The sequence below is a fragment of the Streptosporangium pseudovulgare genome, from assembly GCF_014648055.1.
GTDB lineage: Bacteria > Actinomycetota > Actinomycetes > Streptosporangiales > Streptosporangiaceae > Streptosporangium > Streptosporangium pseudovulgare.
Map to the genome: position 1 here is coordinate 478,264 of NZ_BMQJ01000001.1, position 25,807 is coordinate 504,070.

Sequence of the window (25,807 nt, forward strand, 5' to 3'; positions counted from 1 at the left end):
GATGCCTATGGCTCACGGAGAGTCCCCGCGCGAGATTCCTGAGAGAGCTGCGAGATGGACGATGACCTGCTCGGCTGGCTGAAGACCCTCGACGAAGACCGCCTCACCCGGCTGCTGGCCAACCGGCCGGACGCCATCGCCCCGCCGTGGCCCCGCCGCCTTGACACCCTCGCCCAGCGGCTGGGCAGCGGCTTCGCGGTGATCGGGGTCATGCGGGGCCTTCCGCTGCCCGCCATCGAGGTGGCGCAGGCGTCGCTCGCCCTCGGTGGCCGGGTCGGGCTGGAGGAGCTGGCCCGGTTCATGGGCGTCCCCGAGGCCGAGGTGGCCCCCTGGATCGACCGGCTGTTCGACCACGCCCTGGCCTGGCCCGACGCCGAGGGGCGCATCCGCGTCGCCGAGGGGGTCGCGCGGTGGTGGACCGCCCCCTGCGGGCTCGGCGAGCCGCTCACCCACTACCTGGACTCCTGGACGGTCAGCGCCGACGCGCTGCGGACCCTGGCCAGGACGCTCGGCCTGCCGCAGGGCCCCAAGCGCCGCACCGTCACCCGGATCATCGAGGTGCTGTCCGACCCCGGCCGGGTCACGGCCATGATCGGGCGAGCGCCGGAGGGCACCCGGCGGCTGCTGGAGGGGTTCGCCTGGGACGGCCCGGTCCGCGACGTCGACGGCGGGCGCTTCGTCACGCCGGGCACCCCGGAGAAATGGGCCGGCGACCACGGGCTGCTCTTCCGGCCGAGCTGGAACGTCGCCGAGATGCCCCGGGAGGTGGCGCTCGCCGTACGCGGCCCCGGCTACCACCCGCCCTTCACCCCCGTCCCGCCCGACCTCGCGGGCGTCCCGGTCGATCCCGAGACGGTCGACCACCTGATGATGCTCGCCGCCCCGCACGTGGTGGAACGCTGCTCGGCGATGCTGGAGAACACCGCCAAGGTCCCGCTGCCGCTGCTGAAGGCGGGCGGGATCGGCGTGCGCGAGGTCCGGCGGTTGGCCAGGGACACCGGCTGCGACGAGGACGAGACCCGGCTGCTGCTGGAGGTCTGCGCGGTGGCCCGGCTGCTGGCCTGGGACGAGCCGGCCGGCGGCCTGATGCCGACCGAGAAGTTCGACCGCTGGCGCCTGGACGACTCCGCCGCCCGGCTGCGGGTGCTGCTGTCGGCGTGGTGGCGGATGGAGCGCTCGTCGCTGCGCCGGGTGGACGGCAGGTACGGCACCGTGCTCGGCGACGACCTCGCCGGGGCCTCGGTCGCCCGCGCCCGGCGCGCCGTCCTCGGCGTGCTGGCCCGGCTGCCGGCGAGCACCGCGTGCACCGGCATGGACGGGCTCGTCAGGGCGGCCCACTGGCACGCCCCGCTGCTCGACATGCCGCTGCTCGCCGAGTGCGCCCCGGCCGTGCTGGAGGAGGCGCGGATGCTCGGGCTGGTCGCCTGCGACGCCGTCACCGACCTCGGCCGCGCGCTGGCCTCCCTGGACACCGTCGCCGGAGACGAGAACGACGACTGCGCGCCGGCGGTGGAGAACGACCCGGTGCTGGTGGAGTGCTCCGTCCGGGCGCTGGCCAGCGTGCGCCGCAGCGCGCTGTTCGGCGCCGACCTCACCGCCGTGGTGACCGGCCCGCCCTCCGCCGAGCTGGCCGAGCTGCTGGACCGCGCCGCCGACCGCGAGTCGCGCGGCACCGCGTCGGTGTGGCGGTTCACCCCGGCGAGCGTGCGCCGGGCGATGGACGCCGGGCACACCGCCGACGCGCTGCTGGCCGACCTGGCCGAGGTGGGCGCGGTGCCGCAGCCCCTCGACTACTTGGTGCGCGACGTGGCCAGGCGGCACGGCGAGGTCACCGTCACCACGGTCGCCTGCATCGTGCAGGCGTCCGACCCCGCCCTGCTGGCCGAGATCGCCGGGCACCGGCGGCTGTCCCGGCTGGGCCTGCGGCTGCTCGCGCCCACCGTGCTGGCCAGCGCGCAGCCCGCCGACCGGACCCTCGCCGCGCTCCGGGAGAACGGCTACGCGCCGGTCCCGGTCGAGGACACCGGGGAGATCACCGTCCGCCGCGCCCGCGTCGACGAGCCGCAGAACGGGCGGCTGATCCTGCTGCCCGGCGGCCGGGTCGCCGAGCTGGAGCAGCCGCCGCACCCGCTGGTCGAGCCGCCGCCGGACCCCGGCGAGCACGCCCGGCGGCTGCTGTCGGCCGAGAGCCACGTCGCCCAGGCCGGCGGCCGGACCTGGGCGGTCATCGGCCGGATGGCCTCCCGGCTGCCGACGGCCCAGCAGTCGCTGCTCGGCTTCGTGGTGGACCGCGGCGTCCGGGCCGCGATCACGCTCGCCGACGGCCTGACCGCCACGGTCAGCCACGGGGAGCTGCGCAGCGGCGTGCTCGACGCGTGGTGCGAGGAGGCGGGCGACTACCTGGAGTTCCCGCTGGCCGACATCATCGAGGTCCGCGGCGCCTACGCCTGATCCCGCCGGGATCCGCGGCGTCCGCACCCGGCCCCGCCGAAGCGGCCGCGGCCACCGCTGCCACTGTGGCCATCACGGTCATCACGACCATCACGGCCATCACGGCCGGAGGCGGAGAAAGGTGAGGCGGCGGTCGGCGTGCGCGGTTCCGGCCTCACCCCAGGACGATCGCCCGGACCGCCTCCCTGGCCCGTTCCTCGCCGTACTCGGCGACCAGGGCCGTCATGTGCTCGGCGGCCAGCGGGGCGAGCAGGGCGTGCGCCAGGGGGCCGGCGTCGCACCCGGGGCGGGCCTCGGCGAGCAGGATCGCCGCGTGGTGGCACCAGAACCGGTAGGCGCCGATCCGGTAGCGCGCGCCGGGGCTCGCGGTCTCCGACACGCGGACCAGGTCGAGGTGGCCGAGCAGGTGCTCGAGGTAGGCGTCCACGAACGCCGCGAGCCGTTCGGCGGCCGGGGCGCCGGGCCCGAGGGGCGCGGGCCCGGACAGGATCGCCGCCTGCAGTTCGCGCTCGCGCTCGTCGAGGAGCGCCACGGCCAGTCCCGACTTGTCGCCGAACCGCCGGAAGAGCGTGCCCTTGCCCACGCCCGCCTCCGCCGCGATCGCGTCCATCGAGACGCCGTCCACCCCCCTGTCCCGGAACAGCTTCGCCGCCGCCGCCAGCACCTTCGCCCGGTTGCGCGCGGCGTCGGCCCGCTCCCTGGGCCGCGTGGCGGGCGGCGCCGACGGCTCGCTTGACGAAGCGGACCGCGGTCCGTTAAATTCCATGTCGCTCACACAAGCGGACTATAGTCCACTTAAGGCCGGGGAGGCCAGCCATGACCGCACTGATCAGCCGTGACGAGCTCAGGACCGCGATCGAGACGGGCACCGTCGTCGTCGTGGACGCGCTCGGCGGCGACTACTACGCCCGGCAGCACCTGCCCGGCGCACTCGCCCTGGTCGAGAGCGAGGTGGCCGACCGCGCCGCCGAACTGCTCCCCGACAAGGACGCCGCCATCGTCACCTACTGCTCCAACCCCGCCTGCGGCAACAGCGAGGCGGTGGCCCGGCGGCTGACCGGCCTCGGCTACACCAACGTCCGCAAGTACCGCGAGGGCATCCAGGACTGGACCGAGGCGGGGCTGCCCGTCGAGTCGGGCGCCGCCGCCCGCTGACGGCGGTCAGCCGCGCACCCCGCAGCGGCGCACCGCCAGCAGGGCCAGCACCCGGGTGACGTCGCGCAGCTCGCGCAGGCCGACCCGCTCGCGGGGAGCGTGGGCGAGGCGGACGTCACCCGGGCCGTAGTGCAGAGTCGGCACCCCGCCCGCGGCGTAGAGACGCAGGTCGCTGCCGTACGGCGCCGCCGTCTCGGCCGGCCGGGCCCCGGTGACGTCGGCCACCGCCGCCGCGACCTGGGCCGGCAGCTCGTGCCCGGCGGGCACCCGGCCGCTCGCGAACCGCCCGCCGGGCCAGGTCACGACGGGCGGGTGCGCGCGCAGCCACGGGTCGTCGATCCCGGCGACCGCCTCCTCCAGGGCAAGACGGGCCTCGGCCGGGTCCTCGTCCAGCCGCACGCCCAGCCTGCCCTCGGCGACCAGCAGGTCGGGCACGCTGCTGGCCCAGTCACCCGCGCGGACCGTGCCGACCTCGATCGGGTAGGGGAGCGGATTGCCCGCGAAGATCGGATCGGGGTCGCGGTTGCGGTCGGCCTCCAGCCGCCGCAGCGCCGTGAGGACCGGCCAGAACGCCTCCAGCGCGTTGACGCCCTCGTAGCGGGTCGCGCCGTGGGCGGCTCGGCCGGCGACCTCGACGCGGAACGTCAGCGCGCCGGCCGTGGCGGTGATGACCGTCCCGCCGGTCGGCTCGGTGATCACCGCCGCCTCGCCGCGGTGGCCGCGCGCCAGGGTGGCGAACGCGCCCAGGCCGCCGTCCTCCTCGCTCACGACGCAGTGCACGGCCAGCGGCCGGGCCAGCCGTACGCCCGAGCGGTGGACGGCGGCGGCGACCGCGAGGTTGGCCGCCAGCCCGGCCTTCATGTCGCAGGCGCCCCGGCCGTGCAGGACGTCACCGGTGATCCGGGCGCCGAAGGGGTCGCCGCCCTCCCATTTGGCCAGGTCACCGGTGGGCACCACGTCCACGTGCCCCTGCAGGACCAGGGCGGGCTCGCCCTCGCCCCCGGTGACGGCGGCCACACCGTAGCCCTCGGTGCGCGGGGCCTCGGTGCCGGGGAACCCGGGGTCGGCGCGCAGGGCGTCCAGGTCGAGCTTCCAGACGTCGACGTCCATGCCCGCCTCGGCGAGCAGCCGCCCGCAGCGGTGCTGCAGCTCCGACTCGGCGTCGGTGCCGGTCACGCTGGGCGTCCGCACCAGCTCGGCCAGCAGCCGGACCGTCTCCGCCTCGTCGATCGCCGCCAGCACCCTCGCCTCGCCGGGGGACACCCCGCCCGCCACGCCCTCGCGCACGCCGTCAGCCTTCCATGGCGATCCGGCGGGCCAGCCCGAGGGGCAGACCGCCGGAGCCGGCCAGCGCGTCGTGGAAGGAACGCAGGTCGCCACGGCCCGCGGCGAGGTAGTCGGCGCGGATGCGGTCGATCTCCAGGGCGCCGGTGAGATACGACGGGGCCTGGGTGGGCCAGGCGCAGTAGCGGTTGACCTCACCCTTGGCCGTGCCCGGGGTCAGCGAGGTCCTCTCCGTCATGAAGGTCTCGGCCTCCTCGACGGTCATCTCGCCGCAGTGCAGGGAGACGTCCACGACGATGCGGGCCGCCCGGAAGAGGCGGAACTCCAGGTGGGCGAGCTCCTGGGCGGGGGTGGTGAAGTATCCCTCCTCCCGCATGACCTTCTCCACGTACAGGGCCCAGCCCTCGGTGAAGTACGGCGTGCGGAACAGCCTGCGGGCCCGGCGCGGGTTGCCCGCCATCCAGGACAGGTGCCAGTGGTGGCCGGGGTATGCCTCGTGGACGGCGATGGAGGGCATCTGCGCCCTGGCGTTGGTGCGCAGCCGCTGGCGCACCTGCTCGTCGGTGAACGAGTCGGGGGTGAACGGCACGAAGAAGTGCCCGAGCCGGGAGGTGGACAGCGGCGGGGGCATCATGTAGGAGGCGACGGCGAGGATGGGCCGCTGGAACTCCGGTGACGGCACCACCCGGCACTCCTCGCCGTCGGCGAAGGTCACCAGGCCGCGCTCGCGCACGAACCTCCTGGCCCGCTCGGTCTCGGCCTCGTACTCCGCCCGCATGTCCTCAAGGGTCGGCGGGTGGTCGTCCTGGAGAGCCGTGATGGCCGCGTGCCAGTCTCCGGAGCCGCCGGGCAGCAGCCGGGCGATCTCCCGCATCTCGGCGTCCAGCTCCTCGTACGCCTTCTGCCCCCGGCGCAGCAGCTCGTCGGCGCCGTAGCCGAGCATCTCCCGGTCGCGCAGCAGCGTGGAGTACAGTTCCTCGCCCATCCGCCAGGTCCCGGTGGCCCGGAAACCCTCCAGGAAGACGGCCAGCTCGTCGAAGGCCGCCGCCGCGGGCTCGGCCGCCGCCGCCAGCCTGGCCCGCAGGGCCTCGTCGGCGACCTGGCCGGGGATCGTCTCGGTGAGCAGGCGCCGGGCGGTCCGCGCCTGGCCCAGGCCCCGCTCGACCAGCAGGGGACTCGCCAGTTCGGGGTCGAGGTTGGCCCGGCAGGCCGAGAGGACGCCCGGCACCTCGGCGAGCCGGGCGACGGCGGCCTCGACCAGCTCGGCCTCGGGGGCCAGCCGGTGCATGAACGGGGTGAACATCGAGTTGAAGATCGGCCCCGTGTAGACCGACGGATCGCGCCGCCAGGCGGGCCAGGACCCCTGGGCCAGCTCGCCGCGCAGCCCGGACATCACCAGCTCGCGGTCGATCCGCTCCTCGAAGTCCCCGCCGGGGACCGCCTGGAGGCGCTCCAGCCAGCGGCGGGACTCGCGCTCGCGGGCGAGGATGCCCCCCTCCGTGAAGTCGCCGAGGGTCCTGTCACGGCCCTCGGCGCCCATGAGGGCGGCGAAGATGGGGTTGGCGTCGAGATACCAGTCGATGTAGTCGCCGACCGGGTCCGGGGAGAGCTCCGTCATGCTCCGTGAGCCTACTGCCGCGGGCCGGCTCCGGGCTTCGACGGGTGCCGCCCCGCCCGTCCCATAAGCTTCGTGGTGTGGGTGACCCGAAGTTCGAGATCCAGATGCTCCACGACCGCGTCATGGTGAAGGTGGAGCCGGAGTCAGAGGAACGGCGCAGCACGGCGGGGATCGTCATCCCGGCGACGGTGAAGATGGCCAACCGGCTCGTCTGGGGCCAGGTCTGCGGCGCGGGCGCGAACGTCCGCGCGGTCAAGGTCGGGGACAAGGTCCTGTTCAACCCCGAGGACCAGTACGAGGTCGAGGTGCACGGCCAGATCTACCTCGTCCTGCGCGAGCGCGACCTGCACGCCATCGCCACCCAGCAGACCGACAACGGCACCGGCCTGTACCTCTGACGCGCCCCGCCGGCGCCGGCCCGATCCCGCCGGCGCCGCTGAGCGCCCTCGCCCCTTTCCTCCCGGCGCGTGCGCGAATCGGCAAGGAACCGTGCGCGGGACGTCAATGACGGCCGCCGTCCGCCTCATTGCCGTGATTTCCGGCCGCCGGAAATCCGACCGGGGCCGGACCGGTCCGCCTCAGCCCTCACCGGCCCCGCGGTCCGCCCGCCGAACCGGAGAAGGGGAGGACACCCGTGCGCATCCGCCGCGACATCATCTGGCAGTGACCCGCCCGTGGCCGCCTCCCGCCGCGAGAGGCATGAGAACCCCGCACCCGCTCCGAGAAGGGAGGGGGCCATGCGCGTCCGCCACGACCTCATCTGGACCTGACCCGCGCGTGCCTTCCGAGGCCCGGCGCGTCCCCCCGATCCGGAAGGAGAGGTGCTCCGTGCGCATCCGCCGCGACATCGTCTGGACCTGACCCACGGCCCCGCCCCTTCCGCCCGGCACGAGAGAAAGGCCGACGCCCATGCGCATTCGCCGTGACGTCATCTGGAACTGATCCGCGCGTGATCGTCCACGCGTCGTGATCACGGGCGGACCACGCCGCCGTCGGTGACGTGGTCCGCCGTACGAGGGGCCGGCGACACACCCTCCTGTCACCGGCCCCTTCACGAACCGACGAGGAGAACGATGAGCGAGGCCGCCCGCCCGGCGACGTACCGGGCGGTCTTCGGCGTGGCGGAGTTCCGCGCGTTGTGGCTGACCGCGGTGCTGTCACGCGCCGGAACCCAGATCGCCCGGGTCGCCCTGGCGGTGCTCGCCTACCAGCGGACCGGATCGCCGGCCGTCACCGCGCTGGTCTACGCGCTGACCCTGCTGCCGGCCGTCATCGGCGGGTCCGTCCTGGGCGGGCTGGCCGACCGCTACCCGCGCCGCACGCTGCTGGCCGTCTGCGCCCTCTCCCGGGCGGCGCTCGTCGCGCTGATCGCCGTCCCCGGGATACCGCTGACGGTCCTGTGCGCCCTGGTGTTCCTCGTCCAGCTGATCGACTCGCCCGCGCGGACCGCGCAGATGGCGATGACCCCCGACATCCTGACCGGTGAGGCCTACTCCCTCGGCGTGGCGGCCCTCACCCTCACCAACCAGCTCATCGCCCTCGTCGCGTTCGCCGCCGGGGGCGTCCTGGTGGCGGCCCTCGGGCCGGGCGGCTCCCTGCTCGTCAACGCCGCCGCCTTCGCGCTGATGGCGCCGGTCGCCCGGTGGGGGCTGCGCCACCGGCCGGCGGCCCGGCCCGCCCGGCCCGGTGGGAGGCGGCGGTCTCGTGACCCGGAGGGCGGGGCCCGGGCGATCCTCGCCAGTCCCCCGCTGCGGAGCCTGCTCGCGCTGGCGCTGCTCGCCGGCTTCCACGTCGTGCCCGAGTCCCTGGCCGCGCCGTACGCCGCCGAGCTGGGGCTGGGCAGCCGGGAGGTGGGGCTGCTGATGGCCTCGATCCCGCTGGGCACCGTCGCGGGGGTCTTCCTGTTCACCCGGTTCGTCCCCCTGCCCGCGCGGCTCGCGTCGCTGGGGCCGCTCGCCGTGGCCGCCGGCCTCCCGCTGGTCCTGTCCGCGCTGCTCCCCGGCCTGGTGCCGGCGCTGGCGCTGTGGGCGCTCAGCGGGCTGCTCAGCGCCTACCAGGTGACGGCCAACACCGAGTTCACCAGGCTCGCCCCGCCCGAGCGGCGCGGCCGGCTGCTCGGGCTGGCCGGCTCGGCCCTCATCGGCGCGCAGGGGGTGGGCATGATCCTCGGCGGGGTCCTCGCCGGCCACCTCGGCGTCTCCCGGACGCTCGCGGTCGCGGGCGCGGGGGGCTGCCTCGCCGGTCTGCTCGCCGCGGCGGGCTGGCGGCGGGCCCGCCGTGCCCCGGAGGTTCACGCCGCGGCTCCGAGCGGGGCCGCGGCCTCCGGATGAGACCGCCGTACGGCCGGCGGCGCGGGGACGGCCCGCGACGCGGAGACGGCCCGCCGGGCGGCGAGGCGCGCTCGGCGGTCCGGAGGGGGCCGGGACGGTGGGTCAGGGGCGGGTGTAGCTGAGGTAGACCTTGGCCTTCCAGTCGGCGGCGGGGATGTCGGCCAGCACCCGTGTGCTCTTCCCGGTGAGGTCGGCGACGACGGCCCGGTAGGCGGCGCCGGACGGGACGACGGCGATGATGTGCTTGTCGTCCCACCAGCCCAGCAGGGCCTGGGCGCGGATGCTCACCTTGGCCGACAGTGCGCCCGTGGTGCGGTTCCAGACGCAGACGGGCTCGGTGTGGGTCAGCGGGCACCAGGTCAGGAAGGCGCTCCCGGAGGGCGAGAAGGCGTCCTCGCCCCCGGCGGGCGCGCCCGTCTTGGCGAAGGTGCGCCGGACGCGGCCGTCGAGGCCGTAGAAGCGGGTGCCGCCCTGGTACTCGGTCACCACCTCCGTGCCGCCGGGTCCCCAGCGGAACCTGGCGGCCCTGTCCGCCCCCGGCACGGTCACCGCCCGCGTGGTCCTCGTGGCGGCGTCGACGACCGCGAACCCGATGGTGTCCCAGCTCGTGCCGTTCTTCCGCTGGACGGTCAGCACCGCCTTGGCGCCGTCGCGCGACCAGTGGGCGAACTTGGCGATGAGCGGCCTGGCGACGGTCTGGACCTTCGAGCCGGTGTTCGCGGTCAGGTCGGCGAGGAGCACCGAGTCGTGGTCGTTGACGTAGGTGGTGGGCACCGCGACGGCTCTGCGTCCCTTCGGCGCGACCGTGATCTCCTGGTAGCCGGTCTGCTTGGCGAACCGGCCGTCGCGGCGGAGGTAGGCGACGTTGCCGAGGGTGTAGGAGGTCACCTTGACCGGGTCGGCCGTCTTCTCGTGGACGGTCACGCCCGTCCCGGTCAGCTTGACGTCGACCACCACCGCCGCGGCCGGCGCCGCGTGCGCGGCGGGCGCGAGGGCGGCGACCGGCGCCGCGGCGGCGGCCACGGCGGCGGCGCGGCGGACCGTCCGGCGGGCCGTTCGGCGGATCGTTCGGCGGAGACCAGCGATCATGGGCACGGCCGCAGCCTAAGCCGGATACACCTCATACTTCGTGATCTATAACGGATCGGTTGGCGTGACAAGGGTCCCGGGCGCGGCCCGCCCTCAGGGCAGGATCGCGTCGACGTAGCCGCCGTCCACCCTGAGGGCGCCGCCGGTGGTCGCGGACGCCTGGGGGGAGCTGAGGTAGACGACCATGTTGGCGATCTCCTCGGGCTCGATGAGCCGCCGCAGGAGCGACTGCGGGCGGTGCAGGCGCATGAACTCGCGCTGCGCCTCCTCCCAGGGCAGGCTCCGGTCCACCAGTTCGTAGACGAAGTCCTCCACTCCCCCGGTGTGGGTCGGCCCGACGATCACGGAGTTCACGGTGACGCCGGTTCCGGCGGCGGCCTTGGCGAACCCGCGGGACACGGCCAGCAGGGAGGTCTTCGACATGCCGTACTGGATCATCTCCGCCGGGATGACGACGGCGGAGTCGCTGGCGATGTTCTGCACCCTCCCCCAGCCCCGCTCCATCATCCCGGGCAGGTAGTGGCGGGTCAGCCGTACGGCGCTGAGGACGTTCACGTCGAAGTAGGCGCGCCACTCGGCGTCGGTGATCTCCAGGGGCGGGCGGGAGCCGTAGATGCCGAGGTTGTTGACGAGGATGTCGGCGTGGGGGACCTCGTCGGCCAGCGTGGCCGCGCCGTCCTCGGTGGCGAGGTCCCCGACGACCGTGACGATCTCGGCGTCCGGCGCCGTACCGCGCAGCCGCCCGGCCGCGTCCTCCAGGGAGGAGGCGCCGCGTCCGGTGAGGACGACCCGCGCGCCGGCCTGGGCCAGGCCGGTGGCGATGGCGTGACCGATGCCCTGGGAGGAGCCGGTGACGACCGCGGTCCTGTCGGTGAGGTCGATGCGCAACTGTGCCGCCTTCCCTTCACTCTCGTACGGCGAGGCGGGGACGGCCGTGCCGGCCCGTCCCCGCCTCGTTCGGGTGTCGTTCCCACGCCGTCCGGAAGACCGGTGCCCGGCGGCCGGGCGGACCGGTCGCCGGGCACCGCCCCGGACGGCAGAGGCCGCCCGGTCAGAAGTAACCGATGCCCTTGATGACCGCCGGGGTCTCGCCGAGGTTCTTGACCTTGAAGCGCAGGCAGGACTGGGCGAGGTGGGCCCGGGGGGTCGCCTGGGCGTCCCGGGCGGCCGTCCGGGAGGCGCCCTGGGTGTCCGTCTGGGTGGCGCCGCGGGTGTCCGTCTGGGCGGGGCCGCTCTGGGCGGCGTCGTCCTGGTCCGTACGGCCCAGGTTCCGGACGGCGCGCCGGGAGAGGGTCGCGGCGACCCGGGGCGCGTGGTCGTTGGGGGCGATCTCCACCTTTCCGATGGAACGGCCCCGGCAGTTGGCGACCCGCACCTCGGTGGGCACGTTGTTGTTCTCCAGCTTGACCAGCACGTTGCCGCGGTAGGCGGCCGTGGGCACGAGCTCGGGTGTGAGCATCACCTCCTGGCCGGGCATGACCCTGGCGCGCAGGTTGACCGAGTCGGCGTGGGCCGCGGTACCGGTCACCGCGACGATTCCGGCCGCCGCCAGGGCGATCATCGAAGACAGGGCACGCATCGAGTGTCACTCTCCTTTGTGTCCTTGGGGATCAGACTCAGAGAGACTACGGAGTGTGACGTATCGGAATCTCTATGTGACCGTCGGCTCGGGGTAAAGGCTGCTCGGGGATTCACCGGCGGGCCGTGCCCCGCGCCGGGTCCCGTCCGCCGCGGGCCGTACCCGGGCGGCGGGTTCAGCGGTCGAGGAGACGGCGGGCCTCCTCGACCAGGTCGATGTCCAGGGTCAGCTTGAGGCCGTAGTAGACGATGGCGGCGGCGGCGACGGCTGCGGCCAGGACGACGAGGATCCTGACCGTCCAGCCCCGGCGGCCGAGCCAGGCGGTCCACGCGGCGAGGGTCCGCCTGCCGAACTCCAGCAGCCGGCGGGCCCAGTGGAACTCGGTGGCCAGGACGGCGAGGCCGGCGAAGACCACCAGCCAGCCGGGGCCGGGGAACGGGACCATGATGAGGCCGCCGATGACCAGCACGGCGCCGATGACGCCGATGACGAACTTCAGGGTGAGGTGACCGGTGCGGGTGGACCGGATGCCGTCGAGCCACCCCTGGAGGCCGCGGCGGCGGACCGTCGCGTCCCCGCCGGGGCCGGGGTCCTCGCCCCCGGCCCCGGACGGGCCGCCGGTCTCGTCGCGGAGGTCCGCGGCCCTCGTCTGGCGGGCGGTCTCGCCCCGGGCGTCGGGCGTTCCACCGGAGATCGTCACGTACTCCCCCGTACGGTCGGTTTCGCTCCAGGATAGAGGGAGCGCCTCCGGCCGGTTCCCGCCGTTTTCCGGCCGGAGGCGCGCGGGATCAGTCCGCCGTGCAGGCGACGGTGGCCGGGACGCCGTTGGCTCCGGTCAAGGAGGCGCCGAACCCGAAGGTGGTGGACGCGCCGCCCGTCAGGTTCGCGTTCCAGCCGGCGTCCTTGACGGTCACGTCCGCGCCGGTCTGGGTGTGGGCGCCGTTCCAGAGCTGGGTGATCCTCTGGCCGTCGGGGAAGGTCCACCTGACCGTCCAGCCGTTGGTCGCCGAGGTGCCGGTGTTCTTCACCGTGACCTCGCCCTGGAACCCGCCGGGCCAGGAGTTGACGACCTTGTAGGCGGCGGTGCAGCCGCCCGGCTGGCCGCCGCCGGGCGCAGTGGTGAACGTGACCGGGTCGGAGGCGGCGGAGACGTTGCCCGCCGCGTCCCGGGCGACCACGTAGTAGGTGTGAGAGGTCGCCGGGGACAGGCCGGTGAGGGTGAACGTCGGCGAGGCGGGCGAGCCGGCCTTCACGTCGGTCGTCCCGGCCTCCCGGTAGACGTCGTAGCCGGTGACGCCGGTGTCGTCGGTGGAGGCCGTCCAGGTGAGCGTGGCGCCGGAGGAGGTGATCGACGAGGCGGACGGCCTGCCGGGCTTGGAAGGCGGGGCGGTGTCGTCGGGCGGCGGGACGGTCCCGGACGGGTCGGCGTACAGGACGCCCCGGCCGTTGGTGCCGAGGTAGACGCGCCCGTGGATCCGCGGGTCGCCGGTGATGGCGTCGCCCATGTTGCCGTACTGGTGCCGGTCGTCGTTGATCCGCACCCAGGTCGCGCCGGTGTCGTCGGAGCGGAAGACTCCGGCGGTGCCGTCCACCGTGGCGGCGATGTAGAGCGCCGGGTACGTCCTGCCCGGCGCGGCCTTGCCGAAGCCGACGCTGACGGCGTTCGTGACGGCCGGGAGCCTGGTGAAGGACGCGCCGCCGTTGACGGAGTGCCACAGGCCGCCCTCGCCGCCCGCGAGCCAGATGTCGCCCTTGACGCCGGGCAGGGCCTTGAACCTGACGTCGCCGGTGGCCGGCAGGCCGGTGGCGGCGGTGGCGGCGAAGGACGCGCCGCCGTTGACGCTGACGTGGAACCTCCCGGCGGCGAACCCGTAGAAGGTGTTCGGGTCCACCCGGTCGGACTCCACCACCGCGCCGGCGGGGATGCCGGTGGAGGCGGTCCAGGAGTTGCCGAAGCCCACCGAGTGGTGGACGGCCACGCCCTTGGGGGCCCAGACGAAGCGGGAGCCGTCGGCGGACGCCGCGACCGTGCCGCCCTGGTTGATCCCGCCCGGCTCGGTGCCCTGGAACCAGTTGGCTCCGCCGTCGGTGGAGAACGCGACGTGGCTGTCGTTCGGCCGGTCGGCGTCGGTGAAGTCGCCCGCCCGGACCATGATCGCCGGCTTGGTCTCGGCGTAGTCGAGGCTGGTCGTGGAGGTGAAGACGGGCGAGGTGAACATCATCGGCGGCACGGCGTCCAGGTCGGTGTGGCGGAAGCCGCCGATGTCGCCGAGGCCGCTGACCAGCGGCGCGCCGGTGGGTGGGCTGACCAGGTCGAGCACGGCGGTCTCCTCCAGGCCCCTGACCATGGGCTTGATGGTGAACTGGCCGCCGGTGTCCCACTTGAGGAGGTCCTCGGTGCCGTAGATCGTGGCGCCGGTGCCGTACATCATGCGGTTGGAGTCGAACGGGTCGATCTCCATGGACTCCGTCATCCAGCCGAGCTTGGGCGCGGTCTCCGGCGGCGACGGGTTGCCGCCGAAGGTGAGCCAGGGGGATGAGGAGACGTCCATCTTGTAGCGGAGGGTGCGCTCGGGGTAGCTCGCCCAGTCCCAGATCCGGGTCCAGGTCGCGCCGCCGTCGACGGAGCGGAAGAAGATCACGTCGGGCCACCAGGAGACCTGGGTGGCGACCATCAGGGTGCCGGGGTGCCGGCGGTCGACGGTGAGCCCGCTGTAGCCGAAGTAGTCGTCGGCCGAGGTGGAGGGGATCGGGCTGATCCGGGTCCACGCGCCGGTCGCGGTGTCCAGTTTCCAGACGTCGCCCTTGGCGCCGTCGTACGGCCCGCCGGTGTCGCTGGTGGCGATGTAGAGCGTGTGGCTCCCGGCGTCCAGGACGCCCTTGTGCGCGATGTATCCGGTGGGCTGCCCGGCGACCCGGGTCCAGGTGGCGCCGGCGTCGGCGGAGCTGTAGACCGTGTTGGCCTTGTCGGCGACACCGGCGTAGATCTTCTTGGTCGGGCTGCCCTTGGTCCCCGAGGAGGGGTCGAAGGTCACCCAGACCACGCCGGGCCGGTGGCTGAGGTAGCCGTTCGGGTCGCTCGGGTCCTGGGCGTAGTCGCCGGGGTTGGTGAAGGAGGCGACCTTGGCCCAGGTCGCGCCCTTGTCGGTGCTGCGCCACAGGCCGTTGCCGTCGGGCGCCCCGAGGTAGAGGACCCGGTTGTCGTTGGGGTCGACGGCCAGGCGCTCGCCCATGCCCCGGCCGGGCATGTTGCCGCCGAGCTTGAACGGCAGCGGGCTGGTCTGCCAGGTTCTGCCCCGGTCGGCCGAGCGCAGGATCGCGCCGTTGTTGGGGTCCCAGCCGTTGGTGTACATCCCGGCGGCGACGTAGACGCGGTCGGGTTCGACGGGGTCGGTGGCGAGGCTGACCACGCCGTTGTGACCCCACCGGTCGCGGCCCACCCAGTCGAGGAGCGGGGTCCAGCTCTTGGTCGCCTGCTCCCAGCGGTAGGCGCCGCCGATGTCGGTGCGGGCGTAGATCAGGTTCTTCTCGGCCTGGTTGAAGATGATCCCCGGCACGAACCCGCCGCCGTCGATCCGGACGTTCTTCCAGTCGTACGGCTGGGCCGCGGCCGCCGCCGTCCTCGCCGGGGCCCCGGCGGACGCGGGGAGCGTGCGGGCGGACGCCGTGGCGGCTCCCGCGGTTCCCCCGGTCCCTCCGGTTCCCCCGGCGACGGCCGCGCACGCCACCGAGGCGGCGGCGAGCACGCTGAACAGACTTCTTCGCATGTACGGCTTCCCTTCGCGGAGCAATGGTCAGACCGCCATGCACGGTCAGGGGGCGGGACCCTGACCTTCGACCGCCCGTGATGCACGTGCATGAACGCCCAGAGGGTCACATACCAGCGCACACTCCGTCAATAGTTTGCTAATCCAACTAAAGCCGGAAAGGTAAAGTCCTGTGGCCTTCTTCGATTTTCACCCCAAATATGGGCTAATGTCCGTTCATGCATGAGGCAAATCTCGTGATGACCGTCAACGGCCCGTGCCCCCCGCCGGCCATCGAGGGGGCGGTCCTCCCCCGCGAGCACCTCCGCAGCGACCTGCGCTGCGCGGCGGGCGCGGCCTCCGACCCCAACCGCTGGCTGGACGAGGAGGAGGCCGTCGTCGAGGAGCTACGCGACCTGCGCCGGTACGACGCCCTCGGCCTGGTCGTCGAGCTGAGCTGCATCGGCGCCGGGCGCGACGCCGCCGCCCTGGCCAAGGTCGCGGCGCGCAGCCGGGTCGGCGTGGTGGCCGGGACCGGCTTCTTCGCCGGCCCGTTCACGCCCGCCTGGGCGCTCGACGCCGACGTGGACACGCTCACCGCCCACCTGCTGGCCGAGATCCGCGACGGCCTGGACGGCACCGGCGTCCGGCCCGGCGTGATCGGCGAGATCGGCGCCTGGGACGGCGAGCCGTCCCCCGCCGAGGAGCGCTGCGCGGTCGCCGCCGCCCGGGCGTCCCTGGCATCGGGCCTGCCGGTCGCGGTCCACCACCGCGGCGCCGTGGCGCTGCTGGAGATCCTGCTCGGCGAGGGGCTGCCCGCCTGTCGCGTCAGCGTCGCCGACGCCGGGACCGACCGCGCGGTCCCCCGCAAGGTCGCCGAGGCCGGCGGCTACGTCTGCCTCTCCTCCCTCGGGCCGGACCGGCTCCGGCACGCCCTCGCCCTCGTCGAGGAGGGACACGCCCACCGGCTGCTGCTCAGCAGCGGCCTGTCGATGGTCTCGGAGATCGAGCGGTACGGCGGGGCCGGCTACGGCCACCTGTTCCGCACCTTCCTGCCCAGGATGCGCGAAGCTGGGATCACCGAGGACACCATCCGCCTGATCACCCGTGACAACCCCCTCCGCTGGCTGGCCCACCTGGAGCGGCGACACCTGGAGCAGTGATGTCGATCAAGGTCGCGAACGCCCCCGTCAACTTCGGGATCTACCGGGCCGACGACGCGCCGATAGGCCCGGCGACCATGCTCGGCGCGCTGGCCGGAGCCGGATACGACGGGATCGACTCAGGGCCGATCGGCTACCTGGGCATCGGCGAGAAGCTGCGGGAGCGGCTGGAGCGGGCCGGGATGGGCCTGGCCGGCGGCTGGGTGGACCTGCGCTACGAGGACGCCGGGGCGTTCTCGGCCGGCCTGCCGGGACTGGAGGCCGCCCTGGCGGTGTTCGCCGGCGCGGCGCCCGCCGACGGCCGGTTCGCGCCGCGGCCCACGCTCGCCTGTCCCGACCACCCGCCGCGGGTCGCCCGCGACGGCGCCCCGGGCCTGCCCGCCGCCGGGTGGGCGGGCTTCGCCGCCCGGGTCCAGGAGGCCGCCGACCGCTGCCGTGACCGGGGCCTGGAACCCGTCTTCCACCACCACCTCGGCACCCTGGTGGAGACCGCCGACGAGGTCGAGCGGCTGCTGGAGCTCACCGACGTCTCCCTCTGCCTGGACACCGGGCACCTGTGGCTGGCGGGCGGCGACCCGGTGGCGGCGCTGCGCGACTGGGGCGGCCGGATCCGGCAGGTCCACCTCAAGGACGCCAGCCGCGCGGCGCGCGACCGGGTACGGGCGGCCGGGGGCGACCTGGCCGCGGTGGTCGCGGGCGGCGGCTTCCCCGCCCTCGGGGCCGGGGAGGTCGACCTGGCCGGGGTCCTCGCCGGGCTGGACGGCTACGAGGGCTGGCTGGTCGTCGAGCAGGACGTGCCCGGCTCCGGCCAGGACATCCGCCGCATCCTGGACGACCAGCGCGCCAACCGCGACTGGCTGCGCGCCCGCGGTCTCTGACCCCTCCGGCGGAGAGGCCCCGGCCGTACGGCGGGCGCCCCGGGCGTACCGGGCGTACCGGGCGTACCGGGCCTCCCGCCGTGCGGCTCCGGCGGGCCGTACGGCCGGAACGCGCCCTTGCCGCGCGGCCGTACGGCGGGGCGCTCAGCCCGCGGGCTCGCACACCTCGCCGGCGCACGGGCGGGGACGCGGGCGGCCGACCATCAGCCGCGAGCCCGGCCCCCGGGCGGCCTCCACGTCGTCGGGGTTGGCCAGCGCGCAGCGGTCCAGGGACAGGCAGCCGCAGCCGATGCACTCGGTCAGGCCGTCGCGGAGCCGCTGGAGCTGCTTGATCCGGTCGTCCAGCTCCGACCGCCACGTCGCCGACAGCCTCGCCCAGTCATCGCGGGTGGGGGTGCGCTCCTCCGGCAGCGCCGACAGCGCGGCCTGGATCGTCTTCAGCGGGATGCCCACCCGCTGCGAGACCCGGATGAAGGCGATCCTGCGCAGCGTGTCGCGGGTGAAGCGGCGCTGGTTGCCGGCCGTGCGGCGGCTGTGGATCAACCCCTTGGCCTCGTAGAAGTGCAGCGCCGAGACGGCGACGCCGCTGCGGGTCGCGAGCTGGCCGACGGTGAGTTCGGAGTTGGGCACGGGCGCATCGTACCGCGACCTCCACCAATCTTGAGGTTCCACGGCGGCGGCACGGCGTTCACGCCGACGGGACACCGGAGACCTCGCCGGGCCGCGCGGGAACCGCGGTGCCCTCACCTCCCGAGGGTGCTCTCCCGGGGCACGAGGCGGTAGCCGGCCCGCGCCTCCCGGGGAGGCTGGCCCGGCCGGCCGTCGATGCGCTGCCGGAGCAGGTCGACCGCGATGCGGGCCAGCTCCGCCTTGTCGGGGGCGACGGTGGTGAGGGTCGGCGTGCTGTAGCGGCCGTCCTCGATGTCGTCGAGCCCGGCCAGTGCGACGTCCTCGGGCACCCGCAGCCCCGCGGCGAGGATCGTGCGCATCGCGCCCAGCGCCAGCAGGTCGTTGAAGCAGAACACCGCGTCGGGCCGCGGGTCCAGGGCCAGCAGGCCGGCCATCGCCGCCGCGCCCTCGGCCCGGTGGTAGCGCTCCACCTTCGCGACCGTCTCGGGCAGGCCGTGCTCGGCCAGGGCCTGGCGGTACCCGGCCAGGCGGAGCGGCGCCGTGCCGCTGGCGGAGTTGTCCTGCGCGCCGAGGGCGGCGATGCGGGTGCGGCCGAGGCCGATCAGGTGCTCGGTGACGTCGCGGGCCGCCCGGACGTTGTCGATGGCGACGTGGTCGGCCGGGCCGTCGTGGATCCGCTCGCCGAGCAGGACGAGGGCGGTGTCGTCGGTGCGGGCCGCCAGTTCCTCGGCTCCGATCGCGAAGGGGGTCAGGATGACCCCGTCCACCCGGTGGTCGCGGACCCCGTCGAGGACCCGCCGCTCCCGGTCCAGGTCGCCGTCGGTCTGCTCGATGACGACCAGCCACCGGTGCTCGGCCGCGGCGTCGATGACGAACCGGGACAGCTCCGCGAAGTAGGGCGCGTCGAGCTCCGGCAGGGCCAGGGCGATCACGCCGGTGCGCCCGCGCCGCAGGTTCCGCGCCGACAGGTTGGGGCGGTAGTCGAGCTCGGCGAGCACCTTCTCCACCTTCGCCCGGGTCTCGGGCGAGACGTGGGCGTACCCGTTGACGACGTTGGAGACGGTCTTCACCGACACCCCCGCCAGGCGCGCGATGTCGCGCAGGCTCACTCCCACGTCCTCGTCCCGTCCTCCCCGGTCGCGCTGCCTTCCCGGCCCGCGCGAGATGCGAACCCGTTGATCGTAACGCCCGGATATCGACTGCGGCAGCGACTGTTTACAACGTTGAAACAACGTTGTACAAACTTCCCTATTCACGCAAGCCCCCGCAAGAAGAGGTCTGCCGTGCCCCCCTCCGCCCGCCTCACCCTGGACCCCGCCTTCCGGATCGGCCCGGTGGAGCCCCGGCTCTTCGGCTCGTTCGTCGAGCACATGGGCCGCTGCGTCCACACCGGCGTCTTCGAGCCCGGCCACCCCCTGGCCGACGCCGACGGCTTCCGCACCGACGTGCTGGAGCTGACCCGCGAGCTCGGGGTCACCGTGGTCCGCTACCCCGGCGGCAACTTCGTCTCCAACTACCGCTGGGAGGACGGGGTCGGCCCCGTCCGGGAGCGGCCCACCCGCCTGGACCTGGCGTGGCGGAGCCTGGAGGGCAACCGCTTCGGCCTGAACGAGTTCATGGCGTGGGCCGCCAAGGCCGGGGCGGAGCCGATGATGGCGCTCAACCTGGGCACCCGCGGCGTAGCCGAGGCGCTGGAGCTGGTGGAGTACGCCAACTACCCCGGCGGCACCGCCCTGTCGGAGCTGCGCCGCTCGCACGGCGTGGACAAGCCGCACGACGTGCGGCTGTGGTGCCTGGGCAACGAGCTGGACGGCCCCTGGCAGATGGGGCACAAGACCGCCGCCGAGTACGGCCGGCTCGCCGCCGAGACCGCGCGGGCGCTCAAGCGCTTCGACCCCGGCCTGTCCCTGGTGGCCTGCGGCAGCTCCAACAGCGGCATGCCGACGTTCGGCTCGTGGGAGGCCGAGGTGCTGGAGGCCACCTACGAGATGGTCGACTACATCTCGCTGCACGCCTACTACGACCCCACGGACGGCGACGCCGACTCCTTCCTGGCCAGCGGCGCCGACATGGACCACATGATCCGCTCCATCGCCGCCACCGCCGACCACGTCGGCGCGAAGCTGCGCAGCAGGAAGAAGATCATGCTCTCCTTCGACGAGTGGAACGTCTGGTACCAGAGCCGGTTCGGCGGCGAGTCCTCGCTGGGGTGGGCCGAGCACCCCCGGCTGATCGAGGACACCTACGACGTCACCGACGCGGTCGTCGTCGGCAGCCTGCTGATCACGCTGCTGCGCAACGCCGACCGGGTCGGCGTCGCCTGCCAGGCCCAGCTCGCCAACGTCATCGCCCCGATCAGGACCGAGCCCGGCGGCCCGGCCTGGCGGCAGACCATCTTCCACCCGTTCGCGCTGACCGCCCGGCACGCCCGCGGCCAGGTGCTGCGGGTGGAGCCCGAGTGCGCGGTGATCCCCACCGCCAGGTACGGCGACGTCCCGGCGATCTGGGCCACCGCCACGCACGACGAGGCGACCGGCGAGACGACGCTCTTCGCCGTCAACCGCGACCGGAACGCCCCGTGCGACCTGGAGGTCGCCCTTCCCGGGGGAATGCGGGCGGTGGAGCACCTGGAGCTCGCCGACGACGACCCCTCGGCCGTCAACTCCGCCGAGGCGCCCGGCCGCGTCGCCCCCCGCCCCGGCTCCGGCGCCCGCGTCGAGGGCCGCCGCGCCTCGCTCCGGCTCTCCCCCTCCTCGTGGAACATCGTCCGCTTCGCCCTCGCGTCCCCCCAGGAGTGACAATGACCAGTCCGCTTTCCCGCCGCTCTTTCCTCGGCCTCTCGGGGGCCGTGGGACTCACCGCCGCGCTGACCGCCTGCGGAGGCGGCACCAAGATCGGGGCGGGCTCCTCCGCGCCCGCCTCCCCCGCGCCGGCGTTCTCCGGCGGGGAGTACACCGGCCCCAAGGTGACGCTCGACTACTGGAACGGCTTCACCGGCGGCGACGGCCCGCACATGCGGAAGATGCTGGACGAGTTCAACAAGCAGTTCGCCGGCCGCATCGAGGTCCGCAACGTCACCCGGCGCTGGGAGGACCTCTATCCGGCGATGCCGACGGCCATCGCCGCGGGCAAGGGCCCGGACGTGGCGGTCGTCCACATCGACTGGGTCGGCACCTTCGCCGCCCGCAGGACGCTGCTGCCGCTGGACGACGTGGTGAGCTCGCTCGGGCTGACCGAGTCCGACTACATCCCCGCCATCTGGAAGGCCGGCGTCTACCAGGACCAGCGCTACAGTGTGCCGCTGGACGTGCACTGCCTGGCCGACTACTGGAACACCGAGCACCTGGACAAGATCGGGCTGAAGGAGGCTCCCACCGACCGGGAGGGCTACGAGAAGGCGCTGACGGAGCTGAAGAAGGCCGGCGTCGCCAACCCGTTCTGGATGCCGAACAAGTGGCCGGCGCACCTGATGTTCATGAGCCTGCTGTGGCAGTTCGGCGGCGACCTCTACAGCGAGGACGGCGCCAGGGCGCTGTGGGGCGGGCCGGAGGGCGAGAAGGCCCTGGCCTGGATGGTCGAGCAGATCGACAGGGGCCACAGCCCCGCCGAGGTCGCCCAGGACAGCCAGTACGCCGCCTTCAAGAACGGCAAGGTCAGCCTCACCTGGGACGGCATCTGGCAGATCAACGACCTGAAGACCAACGCCCCGTCGCTGAAGTGGGGCATGTCCCCGATCCCGAACATCGGCGGCACCGCCGCCATGTGGAGCTCCTCGCACAACTTCGTGATGACCTCCCAGGCCGGCAAAGACCCCAACAAGGTCCAGGCCGCCAAGTTCTTCATCGACCACATGGGCCGCCTGTCGGCCGAGTGGGCCAGGGCCGGCATGATCCCGGCCCGCAACTCCGCCCGCCAGGACCCGCAGATCGCCGATCTGCCGCAGATCAAGCTGGCCGCCGACCCGGACGTGTTCCACTTCATCCCCGCCATCCCGGGCGTCGGCGACGTGCAGAGCAAGGCTCTCGAACTGGCCGTCGCCAAGGCCGTGCTGAAGCAGTCGTCCCCCGCCGAAGCGCTGAAGGAGGGCGTGGCCTCAGCGGACAAGCTGCTGGCCGACAACAAGCGGAAGTACGGTCGGTGAGCGGCCCGCCTGCCAGGGTGGAGGACCCGTCCGGGGCGGCGTCCCCGGGCGGGTCCCCCCGGACCGCGGGCAGGATGCGGTCCTGGACGCCGTACGCGTTCTGCGCCCCCTACCTCGTGCTGTTCGCCGTCTTCATGGTCCTGCCGATCGGCTTCGGGTTCTGGACGAGCCTGCACGAGTGGGACATCAACCTGCCGGCCAAGCCGTTCGTCGGGCTGGAGAACTACACCGACCTGTTCGACCCGGGGAGCGTCGACGGGTCGCGGTTCTGGTCGGCGATGCGGGCCACCGGGATCTTCACCGTCTTTTCCGTCCCGCTGCTGATCCTGCTGCCGCTGCTGGTGGCGCTGCTGATGAACGGCCGGTTCAGGGGGCGCAACCTCTACCGGGCCGTCTACTTCACCCCCTATGTGCTGGGCGTCGTGGTCGTCGGCGTCGTCTGGCAGTTCCTGCTGGACGGCAACATCGGCCTGGTCAACCACTACCTGGGCCTGGACGTGCAGTGGACCACCGACGTGCCGGCCGCCTGGGTCGCCCTCGTCGGGGTGACGGTGTGGTGGACGCTCGGCCTGAACGCGGTGATCTTCCTCGCCGGGCTGCAGGACATCCCCCGGGAGCTGCACGAGGCGGCGATGGTGGACGGCGCCTCGGCCTGGGACCGGTTCCGCGCGGTGACCCTGCCCGGCCTGCGGCCGGTCATGCTGTTCGTGGTCAACACCACGATCCTGGCCTCGGCCAACATGTTCGGCCAGTCCTACCTCATCACCCGGGGCGCCCCCGCGGACCAGACCAAGACGGCGATCTACCTGATCGCCGAGACCGGCCTGCGCCAGTTCGACATGGGCACCGCCTCGGCGATGAGCTTCATCCTCGCCGCCTTCCTGATGGTGGCCAGCGGGCTGGTCTTCGGCGCGTTCCGGGACAGGAGGAAGGCATGACCGGGGCCCTCGGGAAGGAAGGCGGGAAAGCCGTGACCGTGACCCCCACGATCTCCGCGGAGGGGGTGAAGCCGTGACCGGGGACGTCCGCCGGCTGCGCCGTACCCTGCTGCACCTGGTCCTCGCGGTGATCGCGGCGCTCTACCTGAGCCCGCTCGTCTACATGGTCGTCACCTCTTTCAAGACCCGCGAGGCCGCCGGCTCGACGGAGCCGCGGTGGGTGCCCGACCCGGTGACGCTCGACGCCTACCGGGAGATCCTCGGCAGCGCCGACAGCCCGGCGTTGCGCTGGTTCCTCAACAGCCTGGCCGCCGCCACCGGGCACGCGGTGCTCGTCCTGGTCACCGCCACGCCCGCCGCCTACGCGCTGGCCCGGCTCCGCTTCCGCGGCCGGAACCTGCTCTTCGGGACGATCGTGGCCACGCTGTTCGTGCCGCCGGTGGTGCTGCTGATCCCCAACTTCCTGATCGTCAACGAGCTGGCGTGGGTGGACAGCCTGCCCGCGGTGATCGTCCCGGCCGCGGCCGGCGCGTTCGGGGTGTTCTTCCTGCGGCAGTTCTTCATCACGCTGCCCGGGGAGCTGGAGGAGGCCGCGGAGCTGGACGGCGGCAACCGGTGGCAGATCTTCACCGCCATCGCGCTGCCGCTGGCCCGCCCCGCGCTGGTGACGCTGTTCCTGCTGTCGTTCCTGACGAACTGGAACGACTTCCTGTGGCCGCTGTACGTGCTGCTCAGCCCCGAGTCGCTGACCCTGCCCGCGGGCCTGGGCAACTTCCAGAGCGCCAACAGCGTCCGCTACGACCTGCTGATGGCCGGCGCGGTGATCGCCAGCGCCCCGGTGATCGTCCTCTATCTCGTCGCCCAGCGCTGGGTGATCGAGGGCATCTCCCGCTCGGGCCTGAAGGGGTGAGGGGCGCCCTAGCGGGCCGGGGCCGGGGCGGAATGGGCTCCCGGCCCCGGGGTACGGACGGAGTCCGGCCGGAGGGCCCGGGCGGATGACGGTGAGAATGGGCGCATGACGAGAGCACTGGTGCTGGGCGGCGGAGGAATCGCGGGCATCGCCTGGGAGGCGGGGATCGTGGCGGGTCTGCGGGAGGCGGGCCTGGACCTGGGAGAGGCCGGCCTGGTGGTCGGCACCTCGGCCGGGTCGGTGGTGGGGGCGCTCGTCGCCACCGGGGCCGACCTGGAGAGCGCGGTCGCCGCCGAGGCGGACGGGACGACCGGAGCCGGCGGGACGGGCGCCGGGACGGCGGCGCGGCCTGCCGTGGACATGGAGCCGGTGATGGCCGCCTTCGGCCTGCTGTACGACCCGTCGCTGGAGCCGCGGGAGGCCCGGCGGCGGATCGGCGAGCTGGCCCTGGCCGCCGAGGGCGCCGCCCGGATCGAGTCGGTCGGCGAGCGGCTGCCGGTGCAGGAGTGGCCGGACCGCCGGCTGCTGATCACCGCGGTCGACGCCGGGACCGGCGAGTTCACGGTCTGGGACCGCGGCTCCGGCGCGCCGCTGGCCGCGGCGGTCGCCTCCAGCTGCGCGGTCCCCTGCGTCTTCGCGCCGGTGGAGATCGGCGGGCGCCGCTACATGGACGGCGGGGTGCGCTCGGCCACCAACGCCGACCTGGCGGCGGGCAGCTCGGCCGTGGTCGTCCTGGAGCCGCTGGCGCACTTCACGCCCAGGACGCGCTACCGGGACGAGGTCGCCGAGCTGGGCGGCGTCCCGGTGGCCCACGTGGCGCCCGACGAGGCGGCCGTCGCCGTGTTCGGCGCCGACGTCCTCGACCCGGGTTTGTGGAAGCCCGCCTTCGAGGCCGGCCTCGCCCAGGCGGCCGCGGTCGCGGGCGAGGTGGCCCGGGTCTGGCGGGCCTGACCGCCGCCGCGCGGCCGGGGCCGGTCGTGCGGCCAGGACCGGTGGCGCGGCGGGCGGCGGGCCCGGCGCGGCAGGGCCGTACGGCGCGCTTCCCCGGTCTCGCGGGCGGCGGGCCGTACGGCGGCGCGGTGTCAGGGCAGGCAGCCGCGCACGCCGTACTTCGCGCCCCGGTTGAAGGAGGAGGTGCGCTGGGCGGCGGTGCCGTGGTCGGTCACGTCGGTCCAGGACGTCTCGTCGCCCAGCCTCCGGTGGATCTCGGCGATCTCCTCCAGGTCGCCCCGCTCGAACCGCAGCACGCCGTCGGCCGCGGCGCCGTACAGCACGGCGCCGGCCAGGCAGTCGGCCTGGAGCTCGTAGGTGGACATCACCAGCGAGTCGCGCAGCCGCGCCTGCACGGCGTGGCCCCACTCGTGGGCGACGACGAGGTACACCCACGCGTCGCCGATGCGGTACCCCTCTGCCATGAGGTCGAGGTCCCAGGCGATGTAGTCGTCCTCGATGCAGTACCAGGCGTTGTCGTAGCCGAGGCGCCGGCCTCCGCACAGCGGCGGCTTCGTCACGCCCCTGCGGTAGCCGCCGTACACGGCCGGGGGGTCGTACTTGCCGGTGAAGAACCGCGACCAGTGGGTCCGCCAGTAGCCGTCCACGACGTAGACCGCCGTGGAGACGTCCTGACCCATGTCGTCCGCGCTCCGCGCAGCCGCCGTGGCCGGGCCCGCCGGACCGGCCACCGCGGCCAGGGATGACAGGGCGACCACGAGGCAGAGCGCCTTCCACCGCCGCACGCGCACAGAAGCCTCCCGCCGGCCGGATCCTGCCTCGAAAGTAGGCGCGGATCGGGCGCGGCGGAAGACCGCGGAGCCGTATGGACGAAAGTTCTGCGAAGGGGCCGGAGGCCGGGCACATCACCGGCCCCCGCCGCGGCGCGCGGTCGCGACGGGGGC

General features: G+C 73.9%; 22 protein-coding genes. 11 read left to right on the plus strand and 11 right to left on the minus strand.

Annotation, left to right across the window (positions count from 1 at the left end; genetic code table 11):
* Positions 1-54: 54 nt before the first annotated feature.
* Positions 55-2,451 (plus strand): helicase-associated domain-containing protein, encoded by a 2,397-nt coding sequence (locus IEZ10_RS01995; protein ID WP_189244687.1) that lies wholly within the window; start codon positions 55-57, stop codon positions 2,449-2,451.
* 154 nt (positions 2,452-2,605) lie between these two features.
* Here IEZ10_RS01995 and IEZ10_RS02000 read toward each other — a convergent pair whose 3' ends face one another.
* Positions 2,606-3,217, minus strand: a complete 612-nt coding sequence (locus IEZ10_RS02000; protein WP_189244688.1) for a TetR/AcrR family transcriptional regulator — start codon at positions 3,215-3,217, stop codon at positions 2,606-2,608.
* Between the two features lie 50 nt (positions 3,218-3,267).
* On the opposite strand from IEZ10_RS02000, the gene IEZ10_RS02005 reads away from it, so the two are divergent.
* Positions 3,268-3,606: a rhodanese-like domain-containing protein gene (locus IEZ10_RS02005; protein ID WP_189244689.1), complete on the plus strand. Its 339-nt coding sequence runs from the start codon at positions 3,268-3,270 to the stop codon at positions 3,604-3,606.
* A gap of 6 nt (positions 3,607-3,612) precedes the next feature.
* Here IEZ10_RS02005 and IEZ10_RS02010 read toward each other — a convergent pair whose 3' ends face one another.
* Positions 3,613-4,893, minus strand: a complete 1,281-nt coding sequence (locus tag IEZ10_RS02010; protein ID WP_229810848.1) for an ArgE/DapE family deacylase — start codon at positions 4,891-4,893, stop codon at positions 3,613-3,615.
* A 4-nt stretch (positions 4,894-4,897) separates the two neighbouring features.
* Positions 4,898-6,508: a DUF885 domain-containing protein gene (locus IEZ10_RS02015; RefSeq protein WP_189244690.1), complete on the minus strand. Its 1,611-nt coding sequence runs from the start codon at positions 6,506-6,508 to the stop codon at positions 4,898-4,900.
* Positions 6,509-6,585: 77 nt separating this feature from the next.
* Between IEZ10_RS02015 and IEZ10_RS02020 the strand changes: the two genes are divergently transcribed.
* Positions 6,586-6,906, plus strand: a complete 321-nt coding sequence (locus IEZ10_RS02020) for a GroES family chaperonin (protein ID WP_179818675.1) — start codon at positions 6,586-6,588, stop codon at positions 6,904-6,906.
* Between the two features lie 675 nt (positions 6,907-7,581).
* A complete protein-coding gene (locus IEZ10_RS02025) occupies positions 7,582-8,838 on the plus strand; it encodes an MFS transporter (protein ID WP_189244691.1) in 1,257 nt (418 codons plus the stop codon).
* Between the two features lie 102 nt (positions 8,839-8,940).
* Here IEZ10_RS02025 and IEZ10_RS02030 read toward each other — a convergent pair whose 3' ends face one another.
* The 5 genes from IEZ10_RS02030 to IEZ10_RS02050 form a co-directional block, all read right to left on the minus strand.
* Positions 8,941-9,933: a hypothetical protein gene (locus IEZ10_RS02030; RefSeq protein WP_189244692.1), complete on the minus strand. Its 993-nt coding sequence runs from the start codon at positions 9,931-9,933 to the stop codon at positions 8,941-8,943.
* Positions 9,934-10,020: 87 nt separating this feature from the next.
* Positions 10,021-10,815: an SDR family NAD(P)-dependent oxidoreductase gene (locus IEZ10_RS02035; protein ID WP_189244693.1), complete on the minus strand. Its 795-nt coding sequence runs from the start codon at positions 10,813-10,815 to the stop codon at positions 10,021-10,023.
* A gap of 163 nt (positions 10,816-10,978) precedes the next feature.
* Positions 10,979-11,506 carry a hypothetical protein gene (locus tag IEZ10_RS02040; protein WP_189244694.1) on the minus strand — a complete coding sequence of 176 codons (528 nt, stop codon included), beginning with the start codon at positions 11,504-11,506 and terminating at the stop codon, positions 10,979-10,981.
* A gap of 175 nt (positions 11,507-11,681) precedes the next feature.
* Positions 11,682-12,206 carry a TIGR02611 family protein gene (locus IEZ10_RS02045; RefSeq protein ID WP_229810849.1) on the minus strand — a complete coding sequence of 175 codons (525 nt, stop codon included), beginning with the start codon at positions 12,204-12,206 and terminating at the stop codon, positions 11,682-11,684.
* An 88-nt stretch (positions 12,207-12,294) separates the two neighbouring features.
* Positions 12,295-15,273: a cellulose binding domain-containing protein gene (locus tag IEZ10_RS02050; protein ID WP_189244695.1), complete on the minus strand. Its 2,979-nt coding sequence runs from the start codon at positions 15,271-15,273 to the stop codon at positions 12,295-12,297.
* Positions 15,274-15,491: 218 nt separating this feature from the next.
* Between IEZ10_RS02050 and IEZ10_RS02055 the strand changes: the two genes are divergently transcribed.
* Entirely contained in the window at positions 15,492-16,415 is a 924-nt protein-coding gene (locus tag IEZ10_RS02055; protein WP_189244696.1) for a phosphotriesterase family protein, read from the plus strand.
* Positions 16,415-17,293, plus strand: coding sequence for a sugar phosphate isomerase/epimerase family protein (locus IEZ10_RS02060; protein ID WP_189244697.1), 879 nt, complete (start codon positions 16,415-16,417; stop codon positions 17,291-17,293). Before IEZ10_RS02055 ends, IEZ10_RS02060 begins: the two co-directional genes overlap by 1 nt.
* Positions 17,294-17,437: 144 nt before the next feature.
* On the opposite strand, the gene soxR is transcribed toward IEZ10_RS02060, so the two are convergent.
* Together soxR and IEZ10_RS02070 are read right to left on the minus strand one after the other, a co-directional pair.
* Positions 17,438-17,923: a redox-sensitive transcriptional activator SoxR gene (soxR, locus tag IEZ10_RS02065; RefSeq protein WP_189244698.1), complete on the minus strand. Its 486-nt coding sequence runs from the start codon at positions 17,921-17,923 to the stop codon at positions 17,438-17,440.
* 113 nt (positions 17,924-18,036) lie between these two features.
* Entirely contained in the window at positions 18,037-19,032 is a 996-nt protein-coding gene (locus tag IEZ10_RS02070; RefSeq protein WP_229810850.1) for a LacI family DNA-binding transcriptional regulator, read from the minus strand.
* Positions 19,033-19,206: 174 nt separating this feature from the next.
* On the opposite strand from IEZ10_RS02070, the gene arfA reads away from it, so the two are divergent.
* From arfA to IEZ10_RS02095, 5 genes are all read left to right on the plus strand, one after another.
* Positions 19,207-20,721, plus strand: a complete 1,515-nt coding sequence (arfA, locus tag IEZ10_RS02075; protein WP_189244700.1) for an arabinosylfuranosidase ArfA — start codon at positions 19,207-19,209, stop codon at positions 20,719-20,721.
* A gap of 2 nt (positions 20,722-20,723) precedes the next feature.
* The gene (locus IEZ10_RS02080; protein ID WP_189244701.1) at positions 20,724-22,064 is read left to right on the plus strand and encodes an ABC transporter substrate-binding protein; all 1,341 of its coding nucleotides are present in this window, start codon (positions 20,724-20,726) and stop codon (positions 22,062-22,064) included.
* Positions 22,061-23,002, plus strand: coding sequence for a carbohydrate ABC transporter permease (locus IEZ10_RS02085; protein WP_229810851.1), 942 nt, complete (start codon positions 22,061-22,063; stop codon positions 23,000-23,002). The genes IEZ10_RS02080 and IEZ10_RS02085 overlap by 4 nt, the downstream gene beginning before the upstream one ends.
* Positions 23,003-23,075: 73 nt before the next feature.
* The gene (locus IEZ10_RS02090) at positions 23,076-23,912 is read left to right on the plus strand and encodes a carbohydrate ABC transporter permease (protein ID WP_229810852.1); all 837 of its coding nucleotides are present in this window, start codon (positions 23,076-23,078) and stop codon (positions 23,910-23,912) included.
* Positions 23,913-24,017: 105 nt separating this feature from the next.
* Entirely contained in the window at positions 24,018-24,863 is an 846-nt protein-coding gene (locus tag IEZ10_RS02095; protein WP_189244702.1) for a patatin-like phospholipase family protein, read from the plus strand.
* Between the two features lie 131 nt (positions 24,864-24,994).
* On the opposite strand, the gene IEZ10_RS02100 is transcribed toward IEZ10_RS02095, so the two are convergent.
* Positions 24,995-25,654, minus strand: coding sequence for a neutral zinc metallopeptidase (locus IEZ10_RS02100; protein WP_229810853.1), 660 nt, complete (start codon positions 25,652-25,654; stop codon positions 24,995-24,997).
* Between the last annotated feature and the right edge of the window lie 153 nt (positions 25,655-25,807).